At 62.5% G+C, this 24,386-nt stretch carries 23 protein-coding genes; 22 read left to right on the forward strand and 1 reads right to left on the reverse strand.

All coding sequences use genetic code 11. The features are described from left to right. Positions 1–81: 81 nt before the first annotated feature. The 16 genes from J2857_RS26675 to J2857_RS26750 all read left to right on the forward strand — a co-directional run bounded on the left by J2857_RS26675 (position 82) and on the right by J2857_RS26750 (position 16,483). Positions 82–1,095: an ABC transporter ATP-binding protein gene (locus tag J2857_RS26675; protein WP_210013114.1), complete on the forward strand. Its 1,014-nt coding sequence runs from the start codon at positions 82–84 to the stop codon at positions 1,093–1,095. After that, entirely contained in the window at positions 1,092–2,075 is a 984-nt protein-coding gene (locus J2857_RS26680; protein WP_210013115.1) for an ABC transporter ATP-binding protein, read from the forward strand. The genes J2857_RS26675 and J2857_RS26680 overlap by 4 nt, the downstream gene beginning before the upstream one ends. Positions 2,076–2,085: 10 nt before the next feature. After that, complete coding sequence (locus J2857_RS26685; protein ID WP_210013116.1) at positions 2,086–3,012, forward strand: ABC transporter permease; 927 nt, start codon at positions 2,086–2,088, stop codon at positions 3,010–3,012. A gap of 12 nt (positions 3,013–3,024) precedes the next feature. Next, a complete protein-coding gene (locus J2857_RS26690; RefSeq protein WP_210013117.1) occupies positions 3,025–3,906 on the forward strand; it encodes an ABC transporter permease in 882 nt (293 codons plus the stop codon). Positions 3,907–4,267: 361 nt separating this feature from the next. After that, complete coding sequence (locus J2857_RS26695; RefSeq protein WP_210013118.1) at positions 4,268–4,924, forward strand: TerC family protein; 657 nt, start codon at positions 4,268–4,270, stop codon at positions 4,922–4,924. 280 nt (positions 4,925–5,204) lie between these two features. Further along, positions 5,205–6,161: a VOC family protein gene (locus tag J2857_RS26700; RefSeq protein WP_210013119.1), complete on the forward strand. Its 957-nt coding sequence runs from the start codon at positions 5,205–5,207 to the stop codon at positions 6,159–6,161. A 15-nt stretch (positions 6,162–6,176) separates the two neighbouring features. Beyond that, positions 6,177–6,905: a PIG-L deacetylase family protein gene (locus J2857_RS26705; protein ID WP_210013120.1), complete on the forward strand. Its 729-nt coding sequence runs from the start codon at positions 6,177–6,179 to the stop codon at positions 6,903–6,905. A 15-nt stretch (positions 6,906–6,920) separates the two neighbouring features. After that, positions 6,921–7,592 carry a 4-carboxy-4-hydroxy-2-oxoadipate aldolase/oxaloacetate decarboxylase gene (locus J2857_RS26710; RefSeq protein WP_210013121.1) on the forward strand — a complete coding sequence of 224 codons (672 nt, stop codon included), beginning with the start codon at positions 6,921–6,923 and terminating at the stop codon, positions 7,590–7,592. 54 nt (positions 7,593–7,646) lie between these two features. Continuing rightward, complete coding sequence (locus tag J2857_RS26715) at positions 7,647–8,702, forward strand: 4-oxalomesaconate tautomerase (protein WP_210013122.1); 1,056 nt, start codon at positions 7,647–7,649, stop codon at positions 8,700–8,702. A gap of 15 nt (positions 8,703–8,717) precedes the next feature. Further along, complete coding sequence (locus J2857_RS26720) at positions 8,718–9,590, forward strand: NAD(P)-dependent oxidoreductase (RefSeq protein WP_210013123.1); 873 nt, start codon at positions 8,718–8,720, stop codon at positions 9,588–9,590. Positions 9,591–9,767: 177 nt separating this feature from the next. Then, positions 9,768–10,502 (forward strand): GntR family transcriptional regulator, encoded by a 735-nt coding sequence (locus J2857_RS26725; protein ID WP_370689391.1) that lies wholly within the window; start codon positions 9,768–9,770, stop codon positions 10,500–10,502. Positions 10,503–10,663: 161 nt separating this feature from the next. Further along, positions 10,664–12,076, forward strand: a complete 1,413-nt coding sequence (gene ligM, locus J2857_RS26730) for a vanillate/3-O-methylgallate O-demethylase (protein ID WP_210013124.1) — start codon at positions 10,664–10,666, stop codon at positions 12,074–12,076. Positions 12,077–12,167: 91 nt separating this feature from the next. Beyond that, on the forward strand, positions 12,168–13,091 hold the full coding sequence (locus tag J2857_RS26735) for a methylenetetrahydrofolate reductase (protein ID WP_210013125.1): 924 nt from the start codon (positions 12,168–12,170) through the stop codon (positions 13,089–13,091). Between the two features lie 80 nt (positions 13,092–13,171). After that, entirely contained in the window at positions 13,172–14,422 is a 1,251-nt protein-coding gene (locus J2857_RS26740; protein WP_210013126.1) for a LysR substrate-binding domain-containing protein, read from the forward strand. Between the two features lie 94 nt (positions 14,423–14,516). Then, positions 14,517–15,296 carry an IclR family transcriptional regulator gene (locus tag J2857_RS26745; protein WP_210013127.1) on the forward strand — a complete coding sequence of 260 codons (780 nt, stop codon included), beginning with the start codon at positions 14,517–14,519 and terminating at the stop codon, positions 15,294–15,296. Positions 15,297–15,469: 173 nt separating this feature from the next. Beyond that, a complete protein-coding gene (locus J2857_RS26750; RefSeq protein ID WP_038546876.1) occupies positions 15,470–16,483 on the forward strand; it encodes an amidohydrolase family protein in 1,014 nt (337 codons plus the stop codon). A gap of 54 nt (positions 16,484–16,537) precedes the next feature. Here J2857_RS26750 and J2857_RS26755 read toward each other — a convergent pair whose 3' ends face one another. Continuing rightward, a complete protein-coding gene (locus J2857_RS26755) occupies positions 16,538–17,341 on the reverse strand; it encodes an MBL fold metallo-hydrolase (RefSeq protein WP_210013128.1) in 804 nt (267 codons plus the stop codon). A 194-nt stretch (positions 17,342–17,535) separates the two neighbouring features. Here J2857_RS26755 and J2857_RS26760 point away from each other — a divergent pair, with 194 nt between their 5' ends. From J2857_RS26760 to J2857_RS26785, 6 genes are all read left to right on the forward strand, one after another. Continuing rightward, positions 17,536–18,615: an acyltransferase family protein gene (locus J2857_RS26760; RefSeq protein ID WP_210013129.1), complete on the forward strand. Its 1,080-nt coding sequence runs from the start codon at positions 17,536–17,538 to the stop codon at positions 18,613–18,615. Between the two features lie 59 nt (positions 18,616–18,674). After that, on the forward strand, positions 18,675–19,244 hold the full coding sequence (locus tag J2857_RS26765) for a DUF2239 family protein (RefSeq protein WP_210013130.1): 570 nt from the start codon (positions 18,675–18,677) through the stop codon (positions 19,242–19,244). Positions 19,245–19,407: 163 nt separating this feature from the next. Beyond that, complete coding sequence (locus tag J2857_RS26770; RefSeq protein ID WP_210013131.1) at positions 19,408–20,211, forward strand: SDR family NAD(P)-dependent oxidoreductase; 804 nt, start codon at positions 19,408–19,410, stop codon at positions 20,209–20,211. Positions 20,212–20,537: 326 nt separating this feature from the next. Further along, positions 20,538–22,394 carry a TRAP transporter large permease subunit gene (locus J2857_RS26775; protein WP_210013387.1) on the forward strand — a complete coding sequence of 619 codons (1,857 nt, stop codon included), beginning with the start codon at positions 20,538–20,540 and terminating at the stop codon, positions 22,392–22,394. 49 nt (positions 22,395–22,443) lie between these two features. Then, positions 22,444–23,463, forward strand: coding sequence for a TRAP transporter substrate-binding protein (locus tag J2857_RS26780; RefSeq protein ID WP_210013132.1), 1,020 nt, complete (start codon positions 22,444–22,446; stop codon positions 23,461–23,463). A 35-nt stretch (positions 23,464–23,498) separates the two neighbouring features. Beyond that, positions 23,499–24,380: an IclR family transcriptional regulator gene (locus J2857_RS26785; protein ID WP_210013133.1), complete on the forward strand. Its 882-nt coding sequence runs from the start codon at positions 23,499–23,501 to the stop codon at positions 24,378–24,380. Positions 24,381–24,386: the final 6 nt, after the last annotated feature.

Raw genomic sequence — 24,386 nt, forward strand, 5'->3', positions numbered from 1 at the left:
CTGCGGCCGCCGGAGCATTTGTTTTCAAAAACGGCAATGTCTTCGGTCCGGAAACGGCGGGAGGCGGGAGTATAGCGGGATATGGATAGGGCATCGTCCAATCTGGTGGAGCTGCGTGATCTGAAGGTCGCCTTCGACGGCGTCCAGGTTCTGCACGGCATCGATCTCAATGTGGGCCGGGGCGAAGCAGTCGGTCTCGTCGGAGAATCCGGGTGCGGCAAGTCGGTGACCTGGCTTGCGGCTCTGGGACTGCTTCCCGGCAAGGCAAGCGTCACCGGTTCCGTGCGGCTCGATGGGCAGGAACTCGCAGGCGGCCCCCGCGAGGCCTTCGAACAGGTGCGCGGCGGGCGGATTGCGATGATCTTCCAGGACCCGTCGAGTTCGCTCAATCCGGTGCTGAGGATCGGCCGCCAGATCGTCGAGGCGTTGTCGCTGCATCGCGGCCTGAGGGGTGACCCGGCGAAAAGAGAGGCGCTGCGGCTGCTGGACATGGTGGGCATCCCCGATGCCCGCCGCCGTTTCGATCTCTATCCGCACGAATTTTCGGGCGGCCAGTGTCAGCGTTTGATGATCGCCATGGCGCTTGCCGGCGAACCGGACCTGCTGATCGCCGATGAGCCGACCACCGCGCTCGATGCGACAATCCAGGCGCAGATTCTCGACCTGCTCATCCAGCTCCGGGCCGAAACCGGCATGGCGACGGTGTTCATCAGCCACGATCTCGGCGCCGTTTCCCAGGTCTGCGAACGGGTTTGCGTCATGTATGCCGGCCGGATCGTCGAGGAAGGCAGCGTCGCCGAGCTCTTTTCCGAGCCGCGCCATCCCTATACGCGTGGTCTTTTCGACGCGATCCCGCGGATCGACGGTCCCCGCCAGCGGCTCATTCCGATCCCCGGCACGGTCCCGAACCCGAAACATCTGCCCGAAGGCTGTTCCTTCCAGCCGCGCTGTTTTCGAGCAGTTGAAGCCTGTCGCAGCGAGCGTCCTGTGCTCGATACGTCGGCCGATGGCCGGCAGCTCGCCTGCTTCCGGCCGGTTCAGGCCAATGAACCTGTCGAGCCAAGAGCCAGAGTGACCGAGGACATGCTGCTATGACCGCCCTTATCGAAGCGGACAATCTCGTTCGTATCTACCAGATCCGCCGCGGCGTGTTTGCAAAGGCGCATCCGGTGCGCGCCGTCGATGGCATCTCGCTGGCGCTGAAGCCCGGCGAAACGCTGGGCGTCGTCGGCGAGTCGGGCTCGGGCAAGTCGACCCTCGGGCGGATGCTGCTCGGTATCGACGCCGCACAGGGCGGTGAAGTGCGGTTCGAAGGCAAGCCGATGCCGCACCTGAAGACGCCGGAATGGCGTGCGCTGCGGGCGAAGATGCAGTTCGTCTACCAGGATCCACTGGCAGCGCTCGACCGGCGCGTGACGATCGCAAAGCAGATCGGCGAGCCGCTCGAAATCCACAATCTCATTCCGAAGCAGCACCAGGAAGCCCGGGTCGCCGAACTGATGGCGGCCGTCGGCCTGCGTCCGGATCAGGCTGGTCGCTATCCGCACGAACTGTCGGGTGGTCAGCGGCAGCGCGCCGTGATTGCCCGTGCGCTCGCTGCCCGCCCAAAACTTCTGGTCTGTGACGAGCCAGTCTCGGCGCTCGACGTCTCCATCCAGGCGCAGGTCGTCAACATGCTGCGCGACCTGCAGGAAAAGAACGGCATCGCCATGGTGTTCATCAGCCATGACCTCAAGGTGGTGCGCAATATCGCCGACCGGGTGGCAGTCATGTATCTCGGCAGGATCGTCGAGGAAGCCTCTTCCGACGTGATTTTCCACTCGCCGCAGCATCCCTATACCAAGGCGCTGGTCTCCAGCGTACCGGTGCCGGGCAAGATTCTCGAAGGACGCGTCATTCTTCAGGGCGAACCGCCGAACCCGGCCAATCGTCCGTCCGGTTGCGCCTTCCATCCCCGTTGCGCGCTGGCGCAGGACATCTGCCGCACCGTCGTGCCGCAGCTCCGCCCGATCGGCAATGGCCGCACGGCTGCCTGTCATGTCGTAGCCGGCGAAGCCGCCGCGATTGCAGCCTGAGGAGTTCCTGATGATCCGCTTCATAGCCGTTCGCCTCCTCCGGGCAATGATCACCATCTTTGCCGTCGTCACCTTCGCCTTTGTCGTGCTGCGCATGTCAGGCGACCCGGCGCAGGTCATGCTCGGCCCGGACGTGCCGCAGGAGGCCGTCGATGCGTTCCGTCGCTCCTGGGGGCTCGACCAGCCGCTCTGGATCCAATATCTCGCCTATATCAAATCGATCTTCAGCGGCGATTTCGGCGTATCTATGCGCGATAAGGCGTCGGCGCTGGACCTCGTGCTGCAGCGCGTGCCCGCGACGCTGCAGCTTACCTTGCCGGCGCTGCTCCTGAAGCTGGTTTTCGGCATTCCGGCCGGCGTCTATGCGGCGCTGCATCGCCAGAGTTTTGCCGATCGCGGCGTGATCCTGCTTGCGGTTCTCGGTTTCACGATCCCCTCCTTCGTCATGGGTCTCTTGCTGGTGCTGATCTTCGCGGTCATCCTCGGCGTGCTGCCGTCCGGCGGCCAGGACACCTGGGTGCATGGCATCCTGCCGACGATCACCATGAGCATTGGCGGCATCGGCATCCTCGCCCGCTTCTCGCGCAGCGCGATGATCGAGGTGATGGGCCAGCCCTATATCCGCACCGCTTCCGCCAAGGGCCTGAAATGGCGTGACGTGGTCTGGAACCATGCGCTGCCGAACGCCGCCGTGCCGATCGTGACGATCGTCGGATTCATGGTCGGCTCGCTGATTGCCGGTGCCGTGGTGGTCGAATCGATCTTCTCGTGGCCGGGCATCGGCCGCCTGCTGATCGTCTCGGTCAGCAACCGCGACCTTGCCGTCGTCCAGTGCATCCTGCTGATCATCGCCGCGGCGATGGTGGTTTCGAACCTCGTCGTCGACCTGCTCTACGGTTGGCTCGACCCCCGCCTTCGCTCCAACGCGGCGCATTGAGGACAAAGAGATATGGCTACGATCAATCTTTCGGAAACCTCGCGGACGCCGGGCTGGTATACGACTTCCATCACGCGTCTGCGGCGCAACGTGCCGTTCACCGTCGGGCTCGGCATTCTCTGGCTGGCCGCGATGGTCGTGGTTGCGGTCTTCGCCGACCAGATCCGCCCCTACAATATCACGGCCATGGACCTGTCGAGCCGCCTTTCCCATCCAGGCGCCTTGAAACACCTGCTCGGCACCGACGAACTCGGCCGCGACGTGCTTTCACGCCTGCTCCAGTCGGTCCGGGTATCGCTGATCATCGCCTTCGGCGCGACGATCCTGTCGGCGGTGTTCGGCACGGCGCTCGGTTTCGCGGCGGCGCAGTTCCGGGGTGCGGTCGAACATCTCGTGCTGGTGCTTGCCGATTTCCAGGCGGCGCTGCCGTTCCTGATCATGTCGCTCGCGGTGCTTGCCTTCTTCGGCTCGTCGATGGTGCTGCTCGTCTGCCTGATGGGTTTCTACGGCTGGGAGCGTTACGCCCGCATTGCCCGCGGCCTTGCGATCTCCGCCAGTTCGCAAGGGTATGCGGCCTCCGTCGTGCAGCTCGGGGCGACGCCGGCGCGGGTCTATTTCCATCATATCCTGCCGAACGTTGCCTCGACGCTGATCGTCTCGATGACACTGACCTTCCCGGAAATCATCCTGATGGAAAGCGGCCTTTCCTTCCTCGGTCTCGGCGTGCAGCCGCCTGAGACGAGCCTTGGCAACATGGTCGGTTTCGGCCGCGAATACCTGACGCGCGCGCCGTGGATCATGCTCGCTCCGTCGGTTGTGATCATGCTGACGACCCTTTCGATCAGCCTTGTCGGCGACTGGCTGCGCGATAAGCTCGACCCCACCCTTTCGTAATCTCCGGTGGTTCGCGGCAGCCACTTCCATCGATGCTGCCATTAGCGCTGTGGGCAGATTGCAACGGATGTCGAGGATCCCTGGCGAAACAGCCCCAAGCAGGCCGTTTCATAAACTCGCCACTTGAGTTTCTGCGATCATGCGGCTAAATCTCACGCCACCAGGACCGGGCCCCTCTGACAGTTCATGCTTGAGCTGTGATGTCGGACTGGATGAGTCCAACTTGGGTGCCTGGTGTTCGTGGAAATCATGTGACGGCAACGGCGGTGACCTACGGCAGGCGGAAATGCAGGTCGTGAGCGTCTCAGGTTCGTCTCGGTCCACACGCGGGCACTCCCGCCTTTGAGAGATTGGGTGCCAAATGATGGAAATTTTCAGCGCGGAGGCGTTGTCCGCGCTTCTGCAAGTTATCATGATCGACCTGGTACTGGCCGGCGACAATGCGATTGTCATCGGCCTTGCGGCTGCCGGCCTGCCGAAAGCGCAGCGATCCAAGGCCATTCTGGTGGGTATCCTCGCGGCGACTGTGCTGCGTATCGGTTTTGCGCTCGCCACCACGCAGCTCCTGCAGATCGTCGGGCTATTGCTGGCCGGCGGCGTCCTGCTTCTCTGGGTCTGCTGGAAGATGTGGCGCGAGCTACGCACCCCCCATCATGATCATGAGAATGAAGCGAACGAAGCGCTTCAGAATGCCGATCTCGATGCCGACGGCACGGTTGCCGGCGGGGCTCCCCGCAAGACTTTTGCCCAGGCCGCCTGGCAGATCGTCATTGCCGACGTCTCCATGTCGCTCGACAACGTGCTCGCCGTTGCCGGTGCCGCCCACGAACATCCGACCGTGCTGATTTTCGGCCTGGTCCTCTCGATCGCGCTGATGGGTATTGCGGCAAGCTTCATCGCCCGCCTGCTCAACAAGCATCGCTGGATTGCCTATGTCGGTCTCGCCGTCATCCTCTATGTCGCGCTCGAAATGATCTGGCGCGGCTATCATGAAGTTGCGCCCTATATCGGCGGATAACGTCTTGCGGCGCGGCGGTTCTGCCGCCGCGCCGTTTTCTTCGGGCCTTTAAAGTCCCGTCTCAGCTCGCCAATCGCCGAGCCGCTTTTCCCTGATCTCAACCAAAACTTATGCCGCGTCAGCAGAACCTATTCGTCAGGCTGCCGATCTGCTTTTATGTCTTCATGCCAAGCTGCGGCGCCCATGCGCCGGCCGTGTTGGAGTGGAGGACGCGGGCTCGATTTTGGAGGAGAATGCGCCTGTCCGCCGGGCGCAGCAGATCGACCATCTAGGAAAAGCCATGACCGAACCCTGTTATGATGTCGCCCATCTCGGCCACGTCGAGCTCTATTCAGATCGTTTCGACGAGTCACTCGACTTCTTCACGCGCGTCTACGGGCTGACCGAAAGCGGCCGTGAGGGCGACAGCGTCTATCTGCGCGCCTATGACGACTACGAATTCCACACGCTGAAGCTCACCAGGCATCACACCACCGGTGTCGGTCATATCGCCTATCGCACGTCGTCTGCGGAAGCGCTGGAACGCCGCGTAAAGGTAATCGAGGAAAAGGGCTGGGGCGTTGGCTGGAGCGAAGGTGACCTCGGCCATGGCCGCGCCTACCAGTTCAAGAGCCCCGACGGTCACCTGTTCGAACTCTACTGGGACACCAGGGAATATGTGGCGCCGCCGGAGGAAAAACCGGCGCTGAAGAACATCGCCCAGCGTTATCATGGCCGCGGCGCATGCCCGCGTCGCCTCGACCACGTCAATCTGCTTGCCGCCGATGTCAGCCTGATCCGCGAGTTCATGACCACGGCGCTCGGCAGCCGGGTTACCGAGATGATCCAGCTCGACAACGGCCGCCTCGGCGGCTGCTGGTTCACCATCAACAACAAGACCTATGATCTCGCCTGCTCCGAGGATCATACCGGTTCGCATGGCCGCTTCCACCATGTCACCTATGCCTGCGACCAGCGCGAAGACATCCTGCGCGCCGCCGACATCTTCCTGGAAAACGGCGTGCACATCGAATCCGGGCCGCACAAGCATGCGATCCAGGGCACGTTCTTTCTCTATGTCTGGGAGCCGGCCGGCAATCGCGTCGAGCTCGCCAATGCAGGCGCGCGCCTGATCCTTCGTCCCGACTGGAAGCCGGTCGTCTGGACCGAGGCCGACCGCAAGAAGGGCCAGGCCTGGGGCATGAAGACGATCGAAACCTTCCATACGCACGGCACGCCGCCGGTGGCACACAAGTAAGTCAAGAGGCATCCCATGGCAAAGACAGCATTGGTCATCAGCGCCCATTCGGCGGATTTCGTCTGGCGTTGCGGCGGCGCGATCGCGCTTCATGAGGAAAAGGGTTACGACGTCACCGTCATCTGCCTGTCCTATGGCGAGCGCGGCGAAAGTGCCAAGCTCTGGAAGAACCCGGGTATGACGCTCGAAAAGGTGAAGACGGAGCGCCGCAGGGAAGCAGAAAACGCCGCAAAGGCACTCGATGTCACCGACATCCAGTTCTTCGATCTTGGCGACTATCCGCTGGTCGTCGACCAGGACGCCAAGTTCAAGCTGGTCGATGTGATCCGCAAGGTGCAGCCAGAATTCATGCTCTCCCACTCTAAGTGGGACCCCTACAATACCGACCATATGTATGCGACGCAGGTGGCGATCGAGGCACGGATGATCGCCCAGGCCTGGGGCCACAATCCGGGTGAGAAGATTCTTGGGGCGCCGCAGCTCTACCTGTTCGAGCCGCACCAGACCGAACAGATGGAATGGAAGCCGGACGTCTTCCTCGACATCTCGCCCGTCTGGGACAAGAAGTGGGCGGCCATCCAGTGCATGGAAGGCCAGGAACACCTCTGGGACTTCTACAAGAACGTCGCCGAGAACCGCGGCAACCATTTCATGCGCAATTCCGGCGGCCAGGCCAGCGGCCGCAAGTCCACCCATGCGGAAGGCTTCCAGTCGGTCTTCCCGCGCACTGTCGATGAACTCTAAGGGGGATGAGCTTTGATGTCGGTCGTCGTCCAGAACATCGAACGCGCGGATCAGTCGGTCATCGACCGGCTGGCTGCCTGCGGCGTTGCAACCGTCCATGAAGCACAGGGTCGCAGGGGCCTGCTTGCCAGCTACATGCGACCGATCTATCCGGGCGCGCGCCTTGCAGCGAGTGCCGTCACCATTTCGGCCCCTCCGGGCGACAACTGGATGCTGCACGTGGCGATCGAGCAGCTGAAAGCCGGCGACATCCTGCTGCTCGCTCCGACCAGCCCCTGCGAGGACGGCTATTTCGGTGACCTGCTTGCCACCTCCGCCCAGGCGCGTGGCTGCAAGGGCCTGATCATCGATGCCGGCGTGCGTGACGTGGTCGATCTTACCGCGATGAAATTCCCGGTCTGGTCGAAGGCGGTCTTTGCCCAGGGCACCGTCAAGGAGACGCTCGGTTCGGTCAACATCCCGGTCGTCTGTGCCGGCGCCTATGTTCGCCCCGGCGACGTGATCGTTGCCGATGACGACGGTGTCTGCGTGGTTGCCCGCGAGGAAGCCGAAGCGGTTGCCAAGAAGGCGGAGGCCAGGGTCGCTGCCGAAGAGGACAAGCGCAAGCGGCTCGCCGCCGGTGAACTCGGCCTCGATATCTACGACATGCGCGGCAAGCTCGCCGAAAAAGGCCTGAGGTATATCTAAAGCGGTGGAGGCCGCTTTCCCTTCTCCCCACAGGGGAGAAGAAGGGAGATTGAGATGACTGACACTGAAACCGGCGTGCGCTGCATGTGGATGCGTGGCGGAACATCCAAGGGCGGATATTTTCTCGCCTCCGACCTGCCGGCCGATCGCGACAACTTCCTGCTGCGGGCGATGGGCTCGCCCGATGCCCGCCAGATCGACGGCATGGGCGGCGCCCATCCGCTGACCTCGAAAGTGGCCGTGGTTCAAAAATCCGAGCGGGAAGGCGTCGATGTAGACTATCTCTTCCTGCAGGTCTTCGTCGACCAGCCGATCGTCACCGATGCGCAGAACTGCGGCAATATCCTTGCCGGTATCGGGCCTTTCGCAATCGAGCGCGGGCTGGTGCCGGTCAAGGGCGACAGGACCGAAGTCTCGATCTTCATGGAAAACACCGGGCAGATCGCCATCGCGACGATCGAAACGCCCGGCGGCCGGGTGACTTACAAGGGCGAGGCCCGGATCGACGGCGTGCCGGGCACGTCCGCGCCGGTGCCGATCGTGTTCGCCGATACGGCCGGTTCCTCCTGCGGCGCGCTGCTGCCGACCGGAAATGCGGTCGACGTGATCGAAGGCGTCGCCTGCACGCTGATCGACAACGGCATGCCCTGCGTCGTCATGCGCGGCGATGTGCTCGGCATTACCGGCACCGAGAGCCCCAAGGATCTCGAGGCGAACCAGGAACTGCGCGCCAGGCTGGAGGCGATCAGGCTGAAGGCCGGGCCTATGATGAACCTCGGCGACGTTACCAAAAAATCCGTTCCGAAGATGACCATGGTTTCGGCGCCGACGGCGGGCGGAGCGATCTCGACCCGGACCTTCATCCCGCATACGTGCCATGACGCGATCGGCGTGCTCGGCGCGGTCAGCGTTGCGACCGCCTGCCTTCTGCCGGAAGGCCCGGCTTCGGAACTGGCCGTCATTCCAGACGGCGACGAGAAGCTGCTGTCGGTCGAGCATCCGACCGGCGAGATGAGCGTCATCGCCACCATGAAAGATGGCGAGGTCTATCGTGCGGCCGTGCTGCGCACGGCGCGCAAGCTTTTCGACGGCGTGGTTTTCGGCGACTGAGAGCGGGATACGGGCATGAGGATCGCATTTCTGGGTTTTGGCGAAGCGGCACGCGCCTTTCACGACAGCCTGGCGCCGAAACTGCAGGATGGCGAGTTCTGTGCCTATGACCTGCTGCTCGACAATGCCGACAGGGCGGGCGAGATGCAGGCGGCGATGACAGGCCGCGACGTCCGGCCGAAAGCTTCGCCTGCGGGTCTTGCCGATGCCGAGTGGATCTTCAGCGCGGTCACGGCCGACCAGAGCCTCAAGGCGGCCCAGTCCATCGCGCCGTATCTCGGTCAGGGCGCGCTGCTGATCGACATCAATTCCGTCTCCCCTGGCCGCAAACGCGAGACTGCCGCGCTGATCAACGAGACCGGCGCCGACTATCTCGACATGGCCGTCATGGCCCCCGTCCATCCGAAGGGCCATGCGACGCCGGTCCTGCTCGCCGGCAAAAACGCCGTCGAGCTTCTGGAGCGCTTTCAAAGCCTGGGCTTCAGCGCCGAAGTTGCGGGTGAGGCGGTCGGTGCGGCGACGGCCATCAAGATGGTGCGCTCCGTGTTCGTCAAAGGCCTGGAAGCGATTACCGTCGAGGCGCTGCTGGCGGCAGAGGCGTCGGGCTGTTTCGAGGAAATCCTGGCTTCGCTTTCCGGCAGCTTTCCGGGCCTCGACTGGTCGAAATTCCCTGACTACCAGTTCGAACGTACAACCCGCCACGGCCGCCGCAGGGCTGCCGAGATGCGGGAAAGCGGTGTCACGCTCGATGCGCTGGGGCTGAACGGTGGCCTCGCCCGCGAGATCGCCGCGGTCCAAGACGAGATGGCGGCAAGCGGCGTGAAGCCGGCCGACGATCTCAGGGATACGGTCGCGCGGGTTCTTTCGGCTCGGCGCGAAGGCAAATAAGGCCGTCTCTTCAGGGCCTTCCTTGTATACGCGCCGTTCGTTTCCGCCCGAAATACCCGCTGTCATCCACAGCCTGAAACCCCTGTATACATGAGGCTTGGCCAATCCATCAGATATGGCTAAGATTTGTGATCGACAGGCGGAAGTTGTGCGCCTTGTCCGGGCAAAGGTGCGGATTTGGAAGAGACCTCGAGAACGACCCACACGATGCGCGCGCTGATGGAGTTGCGCAAGAAGATCCTGAGCGGCGATTATCCCGGCGGCACCCGGCTTTTCGAGGTGTCGCTGGCCGAAACGCTGCAGATTTCCCGAACGCCGGTGCGAGAGGTGATGTCGCGCCTTGCGGAAGAGGGGTTGCTGGACCGGCTGGCGAATGGCGGTTTCGTGGTCCGCAGCTTCACCTATGCGGATGCCGTCGACGCGATCGAGCTGCGCGGCGTGCTGGAAGGGACCGCGGCGCGGCTTGCGGCGGAACGCGGCGTCTCGCAGGCGGGGCTGGATCAGCTTCGGGAAATCCAGGCCAGGCTCGACGATTGTTTCGGCGAAGCTGCGGACGATGTGGATCTGGAAGCTTATTCGGAGGCGAACGCAAGGTTTCATGTGGTGCTGGTCGAGCTTTCCGGCAGCACCGTTATCCAGCGCGAGGTTGAGCGGGCGACACGGCTGCCGTTCGCCTCACCATCGGCCTTCCTGTCAGGTCGGGCTCACGTGGCGGCCTTCCGCCAGTCGCTGCATATCGCGCAGGAACAGCATCGCACATTGGTGTCGGCGATTGCCGGGCGCGAGGGCGCGAGGGCCGAATTCATCGCCCGCGAGCATGCCCGCATCGCCCGCAAGAACCTCGAATACGCCGTATTCGAGGACCCCGAGCTGATGCTGACCGTTCCGGGCCTGGTGCTCCTCAACTCCTGAGACCCGACTGCCTGCCGCAGGTTTTTGATGGTCGGAAGCCTTCGGTTTACTATCCGGAGGTGATCATCAGCCTGCCGAATATTTCCCCTTGAATTTGTCTCGCGATGCCGTCATGTATACACGACATCGCAAGCCACAGACAAACCATAGGGAGGAATTCCGTGACTCAGGCCAATCTCACTCAAGTTTTGAAGGATGCGGGTAACACCGTCGAGCATCTGCGCAACTCCAAGACCGGCATCTATGTATACCCGGTCGTCGCTCCGGAGTTCTCTAACTGGCGTTCGGAGCAGGCTGCATGGCGTGAAGGCGCCGTTCTTTTCGACCAGTCGCATCACATGGACGAACTGGTCGTCGAAGGCCCGGATGCTGCCAAGTTCCTCGAAAGCCTGTCGATCAACAGCTTCGCCAATTTCGGCGTCGATCGCGCCAAGCACTATGTTCCGGTCACGCCGGCCGGCCACGTCATCGGCGACATGATCATCTTCCGCGAAACCGAAGAGAAGTTCGTTCTCGTCGGCCGCGCGCCGACCGCCAACTGGCTGCTCTACAATGCCTCGCTCGGCAAGTTCAACGTCAAGCTGACCCACGATCCGCGTTCGCCTTCGCGTCCGGATGGCAAGCTCGTCACCCGCATCCACTACCGTTTCCAGATCCAGGGTCCGGATGCGCCGAAGGTCTTTGAAAAGATGAACGGCGGCCCGATCCCGGAGATCAAGTTCTTCCACGTCGACTGGATCAATGTCGGCGGCCGCAAGGTCCAGGCCCTGCGTCATGGCATGGCCGGCGCTCCGGGTCTCGAAATCTGGGGTCCTTATGCGGAGAAGGACGAAGTCCGCGCCGCCATCCTGAAGGCAGCGGAAGAAGCCGGCGTCGATCTGCGCCCGGTCGGCAGCCGCGCCTACGCCACCAACACCTTGGAATCCGGCTGGATCCCGTCGCCGCTTCCGGCGATCTATACCGGTGACGAACTGCAGGCTTATCGCGACTGGCTTTCTGCCCAGAGCTATGAAGCCTCGGGCTCGATCGGCGGCAGCTACGTCTCCGACAATATCGAAGACTACTACCTGAACCCCTACGAGCTGGGTTACGGCGTCTACGTCAAGTTCGACCACGACTTCGTCGGTCGCGCCGCCGTCGAAAAGCAGAAGGCGACCCCGCAGCGCCGCAAGGTCACCTTCGAGTGGAATTCCGACGACGTCGTCAAGGTCATCGCTTCGGCCTTCCAGCCGGGCGAGCAGGCTGCCAAGTGGATCGACTTCCCGCTTTCCAACTACGCCTCGTCGAGCTTCGACAAGGTCCTGAAGGACGGTAAGGTCGTCGGCCTCTCGATGTTCAACGGCTATAGCTACAACGAGCGTTCCATGCTGTCGCTCGGTGTCGTCGATGCCGACATCAAGGAAAACGACATCCTGACGCTCGTCTGGGGCGAGCCGGATGGCGGCACCTCCAAGACCTCGGTCGAGCAGGGCCACAAGCAGGCCGAGATCCGCGTTCGCGTGGCAGCCGTGCCCTACGCTCAGGAAGCACGTGAAAATTACGCCGAAAGCTGGCGCACCAAGAAGGCCCTCTGATGGTCAGGGCGTGCGAGAAAAGTCTTCTCGCACGCCGCTCCGTCCGTTCTGAGCGGACGTTTTCACTGGCTAAATGGGGGGAGGATCGACAATGGCACTTTTGAATCTGTTCAGGAGCAAGCAGGAAGAGAAGGCCGCGGAGCCAGCCGGCTTCAGGGACCTTATCGACGGCTATTCCATCGAAGTCATGCCGCGCACGGCGGCCAAGATCGACGATTTCAAGGCGCTGCTGCCGAAGGGCACGCGGGTCTATATCGCCCATATCGACGGGACGCCGATCGAGGACATGGTGGAGACTGCAAGGCGCCTCCACGAAGACGGTTTCCCCGTCATGCCGCATTTTCCTTCCCGCATCATTCCAAGCCTTGCGATCCTGGAGGACTGGATCAAGCGCTACAGAAACGAGGCAGGCGTGGACCAGGCGCTGCTGCTCGGCGGCGGCGTGTCGACGCCGGCCGGCGATTTCGACAGCTCCATCCAGCTGATCGAAACCGGCCTGTTCGACCGCTACGGTTTCAAGCGCCTGCATGTCGCCGGCCATCCGGAGGGCAACAAGGATATCGACAAGGACGGCAGTTCCAGGATTGTCGACGAGGCGCTGAAGTTCAAGCAGGCCTATTCCGAACGCACCGATGCGGAGATGGCGATCACCACCCAGTTCGCCTTCGACGCCAAGCCGGTCATCGCCTGGGCAGAGCGGATTGCCGCCGCAGGCGTCAAGCTGCCGATCCACCTTGGGATTGCTGGTCCGACCAAACTGCAGACACTCATCAAGTTTGCCATCGCCTGCGGCGTCGGCCCGTCGCTCGGCGTGCTGCAGAAGCGTGCCATGGATATCAGCAAGCTGCTGGTTCCTTACGAGCCGACTGAAGTGCTGACCGACATCGCCAACTACAAGACCGCCCATCCGGAAAGCCTGATTGAGAAGATCCATGTCTTCCCGCTCGGCGGCATTCGTGCCAGCGCGGAATGGATGAACGAACAGCAGACCGGCGAGCGCAACGTCGCACCGTGATTTAACCGAAGCGGGACAGGCGATAGGCTTGCCCCGCTTGACCCGCTGCCGGGAGGAGACCGGCAGGGGAGGACAGATACGTGGACTATCCCAATCTGCGCCACATTCGTCTTTTCTGCGCCTGCCTGCGCACCGGCTCGCTGACGCAGGCGGCTGATGTCGTCGGCGTTACTCAGCCTGCGGCGTCGCAGGCGATTTCCCGTCTCGAAGACCTTTTCGGCACCCGGCTTCTCGAGCGCGGTTCGGGGCATGCCATGGCGACGCCGGCAGGCCGCGTCGTTCAGGCTCGTTCGCTGCGCGCGCTTGAACTTATTCGTACCGGTTGCCAAAAACTCCAGGCGGATACGGGGTCGCGAGGCTCCGCCGCCGACGCAAGGCTGACCATCTCCCACCTGCGCGCCCTGCAGGCGTTTGCCCAGACCGGAGGGTTTCCGGGTGCGGCGCGCATCCTCGAACAATCGGGTGCCGCGGTTCAGCGCACGGCGCGCAATGCCGAGGCGATCTTCGGCACGAGCCTCTTCGAAGCCGACGGCCGCGCGACGCGGTTCACGAGCGCCGGCCGTGCCGTTGCCCGCTGGGCCGGCCTTTCGCTGAAAGAGCTCGGCAACGCCACCGAGGAAGTGCAGGAACTGCGCGGCAAGTTCGACGGCCTGGTATCGATCGGGGCGCTGCCGATGGCGCGCACCACCATCGTGCCCGACGCAATCGCCTCGCTGTCCCTCACCCATCCGCTGGCGCGGTTCGAGATCCTCGAAGGCAGCTACGAGCAGCTGCTCAGCGATCTGGAAATGGGGCATATCGATTTTCTGATCGGTGCGTTGCGCAGCCGCCTGACGCCGTCGCTTGTGCAGGAACCGCTTTTCGATTTCCGGCTGGCGGTCGTCGCCGGTGCCGGTCATCCGCTTTCCGGCAAGACGGATGTCTCGCTTGCCGAACTTGCCTCCTACCCATGGGTCGTGGCACGCAAGGGTACGCCCAACCGCAGCACCTTCGATGCGCTGGCGGCGCAGTTTTCCGATGGACCGCAGATGCAGGGAACCGTCGAGACCGGTTCGCTGACGGCATTGCGCGGTATCCTGATGCAGACGGACCGGCTGGCGCTGCTCTCCCGCCACCAGCTCCGGCATGAGCTGAAGGCCGGGTTCCTGACGCTTCTGAATTATGAAGTGCCCGGAAAACCGCTGTCGATCGGCGTCACCACCCGCCGCAACTGGCAGCCGACCGCACTTCAGGCCGAATATCTGGCAGCGATCCGCCGCGTGGTTGCGACGGAGGAGACGGTCAGCGCTCCAGATGGTGCCCGCCTTCCCGCGCTCAAGGCCGCCGAGTAGCGCCACTTGCCATTGCAGTTTTCGGGATTATCGTTATTGCCGAATGTCCGGCCGGTCTGATGTCACGCGCCGCCAGCAGGGAGCGGGAGCATCTTTGAGAAAAAAGGCCGTCAACAGTCTCGAGCGCCTGCAGGCAGTCCTTGAGGTTTTCACCGAGGATCGTCTGGAATGGACGCCGGAAGAGCTGATGGAGGAGCTGGGTTATAGCCGGCCGACGCTCTACCGTTATCTGAAGATCCTGAAAGAGAGCGGTTTTCTGACCTCCATGCCGAATACCGGCTTCACGCTCGGGCCGCGGGTGGTGGAGATGGATTATCTTTTAAGGAAATCCGACAACCTCATCCTCTCCGGCACGCCCTATCTCCAGAAGCTCGCCGGGCGATATGAATGCACCGCGCTTCTGGTGCGCTGGTACGGCGAAAAGATCCTCTGCGTCGATTCGATAAGTTCCAGCCATGAGGCGATCAGCAGCTATCCGCGCGGTCGGCCGATGCCGCTCAGCCGCGGCGCGATCGGCCGGTCCATCGTCGCCTTCCTGCCGCGCCGCAATCTGGTGCCGCTGATCACGCGCACGCTCGACGAATGGCAGGCGGCGGGCGCCGGCGACACCGTGGAAGCGGTCCTGGACGGCCTGAAGTCCGTTCGCAAGAAGGGCTATGCCGTGGCCTATGGCGAAGTGACGCCCGGCGTCGTCGGCTTCGCAGCGCCGATCTTCGACGCGGGGCAGAGCCCGATTGCAAGTTTTTCCGTAACGATCGCCCAGGATCATGTCGGCGGCCCCCTCGCAGAGAAGATCGGTCATGAAGTCCTGCTTGCAGCCGGCGAGATCAGCGCCGCGCTCGCCTCGCATCGACATAGAATTTCCAGCCGATAATCTCATATTACAAGAAAATGTGTTGACTTTCGGCGCCTGCCTTCGCATCTTGCCGCGGCGGAGCGTGGCTGGACCTTGGCAGTTCTCCGCTTGCGGATTTTTTAAACCCCTCAGGGCACTGGACATCCCTTAAGTTCGCGGTGCCGCAGCAGGACAGGCAGGAGGAGCATTCCATGAAGAAGATCGACGCTTTCAACCATATCTGGCCAAAGCCCTTTTTCGACAAGCTGATCGGCTATATCGGCACGATGACCGACGTCACCATGCGCTCGGGCGCGGTGCCGATGATGACCGATCTCGACCGTCGTTTCCAGGTGATGGACATGTTCGGCGGCGACTACCAGCAGGTCCTGTCGCTCGCTTCGCCGCCGCTCGAAAAGCTGGCCGGCCCCGAGCGCGCCTATGACCTCGGCCGGATCGGCAACGATTCCCAGAAGGAACTCTGCGACAAATATCCGGAGCGCTTCCCGGCCTTCATCGCCACCGTGCCGATGGAAAACCAGGAATGGATGATGGCGGAAACCAAGCGGGTCGTCGAAGATCTCGGCGCTTGCGCGGTCCAGATCTTCACCAACTACAGCGGCAAGCCGCTCGACCTGCCGCAGTTCGAGCCCTTCTTCGAATATATGGCCAAGTCCGGCAAGCCGGTCTTCCTGCATCCGTCGCGCGGCGCCAACTTCCCGGACTACCTGACCGAAGACCGCTCGGAATACGAGATCTTCTGGACCTTCGGCTGGCCCTATGAAACCTCGGCCGCGATGGCACGCCTCGTCTTCTCGCGCATCTTCGACAAGTACAAGGGTCTCAAGGTCGTCACCCATCATGCCGGCGGCATGGTGCCCTTCTTCGAAGGCCGCGTCGGAGCGGGCTGGGACCAGATGGGCAAGCGCACGTCCGACCGCGACCTCTCGACCGTGCTGAAGGCCCTCGAGCGCCCGCATCTCGAATACTTCAAGGAATTTTATGCCGATACGGCGAGCTTCGGTTCGACCAAGGCAATCGAGCACGCCATCGAATTCTTCGGCGAAGACCGCGTGCTGTTCGCATCCGACGCGCCGTTCGATCCGGAAGGCGGCCCGATGTATATCCGCGAGACCATCAAGGTTCTCGACAACATGGACATCTCCGACGCCACTCGCCAGAAGATCTACGAAGGCAATGCCAAGAAGCTTCTCGGCCTGAAGTAAGGGGTCGGTTTTCGCATTTATCCAATGCGCGGGCGGCAAACGCCCGCGCATTTTTTATTGTGAGAGGCGGTCGATATAACGCTTGGCGGAGCGTGCGACGATCGCCTGTCCATCCTTTCGGACATTCTGGTGCGAAAAGGCACCGTAGATGCGCTCGAAGGGCCAAAGTGCCAGCCGCTCCGCGACATCGGCAACTTCAGCGGCACTCAGCGGCAGCATGTTGGGATAGCTCCACATGAAGGAGACATGGTCGGTGCCGGGCGTGACCTGGACGATATCGCCAGCCAGCAGCACGCCCTTGCCGTCCTCGCCCGTCCAGTGCAGCACGGTGCCGCCGGCAAAGTGGCCGCCACCATGCACCAGCGTAACGGAAGAGGAGAGCACCAGCGCATCCTCGTCCCACAGCCGGACATGATCCGAGGGACGGCAGATCCATTCCTTGTCGGCCGCATGCAGGTAGATCGGCGCATCGAAGGCCGCTGCCCAGTCCTGCATGGTCGTGTAATAATGGGGGTGGGATATCGCGATGGCGCTGAGACCGCCCAGCGCCTGGACGATCGCCTTGGTCGCGTCGTCCAGCAGCGCGATGCAATCCCACAGGATATTTCCCGCCGGCGTCCGCAGCAGCAGGGCGCGCTGGTTGATCGCGAAGGCGGGAACGGTCTGGATCTCCATCAGGTCCGGCTCGAGCTGCCTCCAGGCATTCCGGTGCGTCCGCGCAAGCTTTTCCGTCGTGGTCCAGACCTGCCCGGAGGGCGGCACATACTGACGCTCGTCCGCGCAGATGGGGCACCTTTGCGGCGCGTCCTCAGCCTCCTCGAAGGACGTGCCGCAGGCGCCGCAGAGAAAAATCGACATCGAAACCTCCCTCGGGACCTTCTGTGGGCCCTGTCATGAATTTGACAACAAACGATATTCGTCAAGGGAAGGGAAGTCCCGGCGTCGCTGGCGTCTTCCAGCCGGAACCGCTCATATTCTCCCGGAAGGATTCACGTTTTCCAAAGGCCGGTGCGATAGGGTCAGGCGGATTTGTTCCACGCCCCGAGGATCGGATGACGGCCGCGAAGACGCCAAGGCTGCTGAACCTGGATATCCTGCGCCTCGTCTCGGCGCTGATGGTGCTGACGTTCCATTACGGTTTCCGCATGAGGATTTCCGGTGAAGGCGGTGGCATCGGGTTTCCGGAACTCGCGCCTTTCGCCATGTGGTTCGATATGGGCCTGCTGATCTTCTTTGCGATTTCCGGCTATGTCATCACCATGTCGGCGGAAGGGCGCTCGGCCTATGATTTCGCGGCTGGTCGTTTCGCGCGGCTCTGGCCGACCTTCATCGTCTGCGCGACGATCACCGCCGCCGTGCTCGCCGTCTGGCATGTGCCGACCCTCGATCCGCCGACGGTCAGGCAATGGCTGGCGCATGTGGTGATCATCTCGCGCGGCCTCGGCCAACCGTTCCTTGACGGTGCCTATTGGACGATCGCCTACGAAATCATCTTCTACTTCTGGGTTTTCCTGCTGATCGCCACCGGCTTTTTCGAGCGCGGCTGGCGCGTTGTCGTGCCGGCATGGCTGGCGATTTCCGTCGTCAACGAGGCCTTTATCGGCAGCGGCGCGATCCAGAAACTGCTGATCACCGAATATTCCGGCTATTTCGCCTTCGGTCTGGCGCTCTACAAGGTTAGGCAGCGCGCTTCCCTGTCAAGCCTCTGCGTGCTCGCTGCCGCAGTCTGCTGGGCAATCGCCACGCCCTTCCTGACCGAACCGGATTTTGTCGCAACATATGCATTGAGCCGCAACGCTGTCGGGCTCGCCCTCATTGGGCCATTGGCCCTTGCAGCGGTTGCGGTCTGCGTGGCGGCCCCGTCGCTGCGCATTTCTCCGGCATTGGCGGTCGGGCTCGGCGGTCTTACCTATCCGCTCTACCTGCTGCATCAGAATATCGGCTATGCCGTATTTGCCCGTTTCGGGACCGAGCAGAACCGCTGGCTCGTCGCTCTGGGTTTGATCGCCGTCCTGCTTTTTGTTGCCTGGATCATCGCACGGACCATCGAACCGTCGGCACGGCGGGCGATCATCCGCGCCGCGGGTCATCTTCGCGAAGGTCTCGGCCGCCTGAGACAGCGGACCGCCTGATCCGGATTGACGGGCATATTTTACCCGGATAAATCTGCGTCTCAATTTCGAGGAAGCAGATGGCAGATTTTCATTGGACAGCTTTTCGAGGCGAAAACCGCATCGCGAGCGGATCACCGGCCGAGGTCGTGACGGCGATCAAGGGTGAACATGGAAGCGTCCTGGTTTTTGACGATGCGACGGGAAAGCCGGTCGATCTCGACCTCCGCGGCACACTCGAAGACTGTCTCGGTCGCCTTCCCAGGGATATTGCGGAGCCGGTGGAACGGCGGCCCGGGCGCCCCAAACTTGGCGTGGTGCCGCGCGAGGTGACGCTGCTGCCGCGGCATTGGGAATGGCTCGGCCAGCAGCCGGGCGGCGCGTCGGTTGCTCTGCGCAGGCTCGTCGATGCGGCGCGTGCAGCCGGCAGTTCTGGAGATGATCGGCGCCGCGCTCAGGAGACCGCCGATCGTTTCATGCGGGCGCTCGCTGGGGATCAGCCGGGATACGAAGAAGCGGCGCGGGCGCTTTATGCCGGACAGGAGGGCCGCTTCAAGGAACTGACGGACAGTTGGCCGATCGACGTCCGGGACCATGCCCGATACCTCGCCCGAGCCGCATTCGAAACCAGCCCGGCAGGTGCGAAATAACTTTCTCATTGCGGCATATCGGCGAAAATGCGCGGACATCGGGCATTTCTGAGCGGTTATGTACTTTTTGAACATGTTCTGTCCGCGATTGAACATGGACCGAACGAAAACCGCACCGTAAGTTGTTCGAGTCACCGGGGAGGGTGGCTCGGAGGAGCAATTTATGGATCGCATGAAGAACAAGGTCATTCTCGTTTTCGGCGCCGGTTCGGTCGGCCCGGGTTTCGGGAACGGCAAGGCCGCTGCCGTCGCCTATGCCCGCGAGGGCGGCAGCGTCGTCTGCGTCGACGTCAATCTCGATGCGGCTAGGAATACGCTCGACGTCATCGAATCCGAAGGCGGCACGGGCCTGGCGCTCGCCGCCGACGTCACCCAATCCTCCGATATTGCCGTCGTCGTCGAAAGGACCATGGAGCGCTTCGGACGTATCGACGTGCTGCACAACAATGTCGGCATCAACCTGCCGGGCGGGGCAGCTGAGGCGACCGAAGAGAGCTGGCGCAAGGTGATGGACGTCAATCTGACCAGCGCCTTCCTCACCTGCAAGGCCGTTCTGCCGATCATGGAGAAGCAGGGTGGCGGGGCGATCATCAATATTTCCTCGCTCGCCTCCATCCGATGGACCGGCTATCCCTACGTTTCATATTATGCATCGAAGGCGGCACTGAATCACTTCACGCGCGCGATTGCGATCGAATATGCGGCCAAGGGCATCCGCGCCAATGCGATTCTGCCGGGCGTGATGGACACGCCGCATATCCAGAAACAGATCAGTGGCTACTATGGCTCTCCTGACGAGATGAAAGCCAAAAGGGATGCGCTTTCGCCGATGAAACGCCAGGGAGACGGCTGGGACATCGCCTGGGCCTCGGTTTTCCTTGCTTCCGACGAGGCGAAATACATTACGGGGGTCGAGCTCCCGATCGATGGCGGGCTGCATGTGACCGTGTCCGGCAGTTTGAATTGAGGCAATTGCAGGCCCCGCCAGATGAGATCCACGATGTGGATCAGTTTTAAAATTTTTTGCTCTGGTGACAAATTTATGCTTGCCTAATCTGCTGGTCTTCAGCAAACTCCGGCAACTTGAAGAAGAATAAGATCCAGATCATGGACCACTGCGGATGGCTGGAGGAGCCGGACGCCGGGAGGAGAAGCGGTCACGCCGGAGAGGGGTGTGGTCCGCATGGATTTGCGGTTTGATCCGCGATCGATCCGGAGCGTTTCTCCCGTCTGTCCCCTGCGCAGCACAGAGGAGGATGACGTGTGACGGCAGCCCGTAATACGATCGAGCCCATGGACGAGGCTTCGCTGCTCGCCGGCCTCGAAGGCGTGGCGCCGCAGCAGAGCGGTTCCGTCTGGATGCGGCCGGTAGAGGCGGTTGCCGCAGCACTTCTCGTCGGCATCATCGCGCTTTTGCTGGCCGGGGTCATTTCCCGCTATGTCTTCTCGCTGCCGATCGTCTGGATCGACGAGGTGGCGTCGATCTCCTTCCTCTGGCTTGCCATGCTCGGTTCTGCCATGGCCGTCGATCGCAGCGAACATCTGCGGCTGACGCTTTTCGTCGGCATGCTACCGGAGAAGGTGCATGCGCTGGCGAACACGCTCGCCCTGCTGCTGATGGCGCTCTTCCTCGGCGTGATGCTGCGCCCGGCTTATGAATACGCGATCGAGGAATCCTACATCACCTCGGCTGCGCTCAACATTCCGATGAGCTTTCGCGCCGCGGCCCTGCCGGTCGGCGTCGGGCTGATGCTGATCCTCGCCGTCGCCAATGCGTTAAAGGGATCGAACCTCAGGCAGGTCGCGATCTCCGTGGCGGTGATTGCCGCTGTGACCGCGCTGCTCTGGCTCGTCGGACCGAGCCTCAAGCAGATCGGCAACTGGAATATCCCGATCTTCCTCGTCGGTTTCGTGGCGCTGTTCCTGGTTCTCGGCGTGCCGATTGCCTTCTGTTTCGGCCTGGGGACGCTGGCTTTCCTGACTTTTACCACCTCCGTGCCCGTATTCGTGATGATCGGCCGCATGGACGAGGGCATGTCGAGCATCATCCTGCTCTCGGTGCCGATCTTCGTGCTGCTTGGCTGCGTGCTCGATGCGACCGGCATGGGCAGGGCGATCGTCGAGGTTCTGGCCTCGCTGCTCGGCCATGTCCGCGCCGGCATGTCCTATGTCCTGCTCGGCTCGATGTTCCTGGTGTCCGGCATTTCAGGCTCCAAGGTCTCCGATATGGCGACGGTGGCGCCGGCGCTGTTTCCAGAAATGAAACGCCGCGGCCACAAGCCGCCGGAGATGATTGCGCTTCTGGCAACCGGCGCGGCGATGGCGGAAACCGTGCCGCCGTCGATCGTCCTGATCGTGCTCGGGTCCGCGGCAGGCGTTTCGATCGCCGGGCTGTTCACGTCGGGTTTCGCGATCGCCATGGTCCTGCTTCTGGTGCTTGCCATCCTGGCGCGCTGGAAGGCGAGGCACGAATCCATGGCCGGCGTGCGCGGGGCGCCGCTTTCGGTGATCAAGAAAGCGTTTCTGGTTGCCGCTCCGGCGCTGGTATTGCCCTTCCTGATCCGCACGGCTGTCGGCGAGGGGATTGCCACTGCGACCGAGGTTTCGACGATCGCCGTTCTCTACGCGATGATCATCGGCGCGACGCTTTATGGCGGCATCAGCCTGAAGAAGCTCTATTCCATGCTGGTGGAGACGGCAGCCCTTTCCGGCGCGATCCTGATGATCCTGGGGGCCGCCTCCGCAATGGCCTGGGCGCTGACCCAGACCGGGTTTGCGGCGCAGCTTGTGCAGGCGGTCCAGGGGCTGCCGGGTGGATGGATGACCTTCATGGGCGTCACCATCCTGATCTTCATGGTGCTTGGCTGCGTGCTGGAAGGCCTGCCGGCGATCGTGCTGATGGCGCCGATCATGTTTCCGGTGGCCCGCTCGCTCGGCATCAACGACATCCACTATTCGATGGTGGTGGTGACGGCCATGAATATCGGCCTGATGACGCCGCCGATCGGCATCGGTTTCTACATCGCCTGCAAGATCGGCAATGTCTCGCCGGATGACGCCATGAAGGCCATCTGGCCCTATATCGGCGCGCTGATGATCGGCCTCCTGGTGATTGCAGCCGTGCCCTATTTCTCGACGGTTTTCCTTTGAACGCCGTGAGACCAAAAAGACCTGGGAACTGAAATCGGAGGAGGATTTCATGAACGTCAATCGCAGAACGCTTCTTTTGGGCGCGGCCACGACCGGCATCGCCACCACCTTTTCGATCCGAACACGGCCGGCAAACGCCGCCGAATTCACCTACAAGTTCGCCAACAACCAGGCGCTGACGCATCCAATGAACGTCCGCGCCAAGGAAGCCGTCGCCAAGATCCTGGAGGAGAGCGGCGGCCGCATGGCCATCAACATCTTCCCGTCGAGCCAGCTCGGCGCCGACACCGACATGCTGAACCAGGTGCGCTCCGGCGGCGTCGAAATGTTCAGCCTGTCGCCGATCATCCTGTCGACGCTCGTGCCGAATGCTTCGCTCAACGGCGTCGGTTTCGCCTTCCCGAGCTATGACAAGGTCTGGCCGGCGATGGACGGTGAACTCGGCAAATATGTTCGCGCCGAGATCGAGAAGAAGGGCCTGCTGACGCTCGACAAGATCTGGGACAATGGTTTCCGGCAGATCACCTCGTCCAAGGGGCCGATCACTACGCCGAAGGATCTCGAAGGCTTCAAGATTCGCGTGCCGGTGAGCCCGCTCTGGACCTCGATGTTCACCGCCTTCGGGTCGGCGCCCGCCAGCATCAATTTTGCCGAGACCTATACGGCGCTGCAGACCGGCATTGTCGACGGGCAGGAAAACCCGCTCGCCATCCTGACCACGGCCAAGCTGTTCGAGGTGCAGAAATACGTCTCGATGACCAACCACATGTGGGACGGTTTCTGGATCCTCCTCAACCGCCGCTCCTGGCAGGCGCTGCCGGCGGATCTGCAGGGGATCGTCTCGAAGCACTTCAACGCCGCCGCCGAGCTGCAGCGCAAGGACGTGATGGGCCTCAACGCCACCGTTCAGGCAGAACTCGAGGCCAAGGGCATGAAGTTCAACAAGCCGGACGGCGCGCTTTTCCAGGAAAAGCTGCGCGCTGCGAATTTCTACAAGGACTGGAAGGCGAAATATGGCGACGAGGCCTGGGCCATTCTCGAAAAGGCCATCGGCAAGTCGTTGAGCTGATCGGTGGCGGACATGCATCGGGTGGGAAGCGGCCTATGGAACAAGTGATCGAAAACCTGTCTGGTGTTCGGGAAAGTGCTGCTTCCGGCTCGGGTGCGCAGGCGGTGGAGCGGGCGTTGCAGCTTCTCTCCATCGTCGGTCGAGGGGCGGAAAAAGGCGTGGCGCTGGCCGATGTGGTCGCCGATAGCGGCCTCAACAAACCCACCGCCCGGCGGCTGCTGATGGCGCTGATGCGGTCCCGCCTCGTCGAACAGGACGAGCTGACCCGCCGGTATTATCTCGGCGGGGAGCTTTATGTGCTGGGCATGCTGGCCTCGCGCCGGCATGGCCTCCTGGAAATGGCGGGCGAGAGCCTGAAGCGGCTTTCCGCCAAATCCGCCGATACAAGTTTCGTGTCGATGCGGCGGGACGACTATGCCGTCTGCCTGCATCGCGAGGAGGGCACGCATCCGGTTCGCACCCATGCACTGCTCACCGGCGACCAGAACCCGCTCGGCGTCGGCGCCGGCTCGCTCGCCATGCTGGCGGCATTGCCGGATGCGGACGTGGAGGCCATCCTCGGCCGCATTGAGGGCGTCATTGCCGCCCAGTATCCCGGCTATTCGACGGAGATCATCCGCGAGGATGTCGCCCGCACACGGGAGCTGGGCTATGCGCTCAATCCCGGGCGGGTGATTGCCAATTCCTGGGGGATCGGCATGGCGATCCTGCTGCCGGACGGGCGGCTCGCCGGGGCTCTGTCGATCGCCGCGATCGACAGCCGCATGGGCGATGCGCGCCAGAAGGAGCTTGCGGCCCAGCTCGCCCATGAGGTCGAGCGGTTACAGGGCAAGCTGAAATCGCTGTTCAGTTCGGAAAAACCGGCGCTCCGAAAGGCGCCGCAGACGGCCCGGTCGAGAACACCGGAACGTGTTTGAAACAAA

Origin of the sequence: Neorhizobium galegae (genome assembly GCF_017877055.1) — a bacterium.
GTDB lineage: Bacteria > Pseudomonadota > Alphaproteobacteria > Rhizobiales > Rhizobiaceae > Neorhizobium > Neorhizobium galegae_D.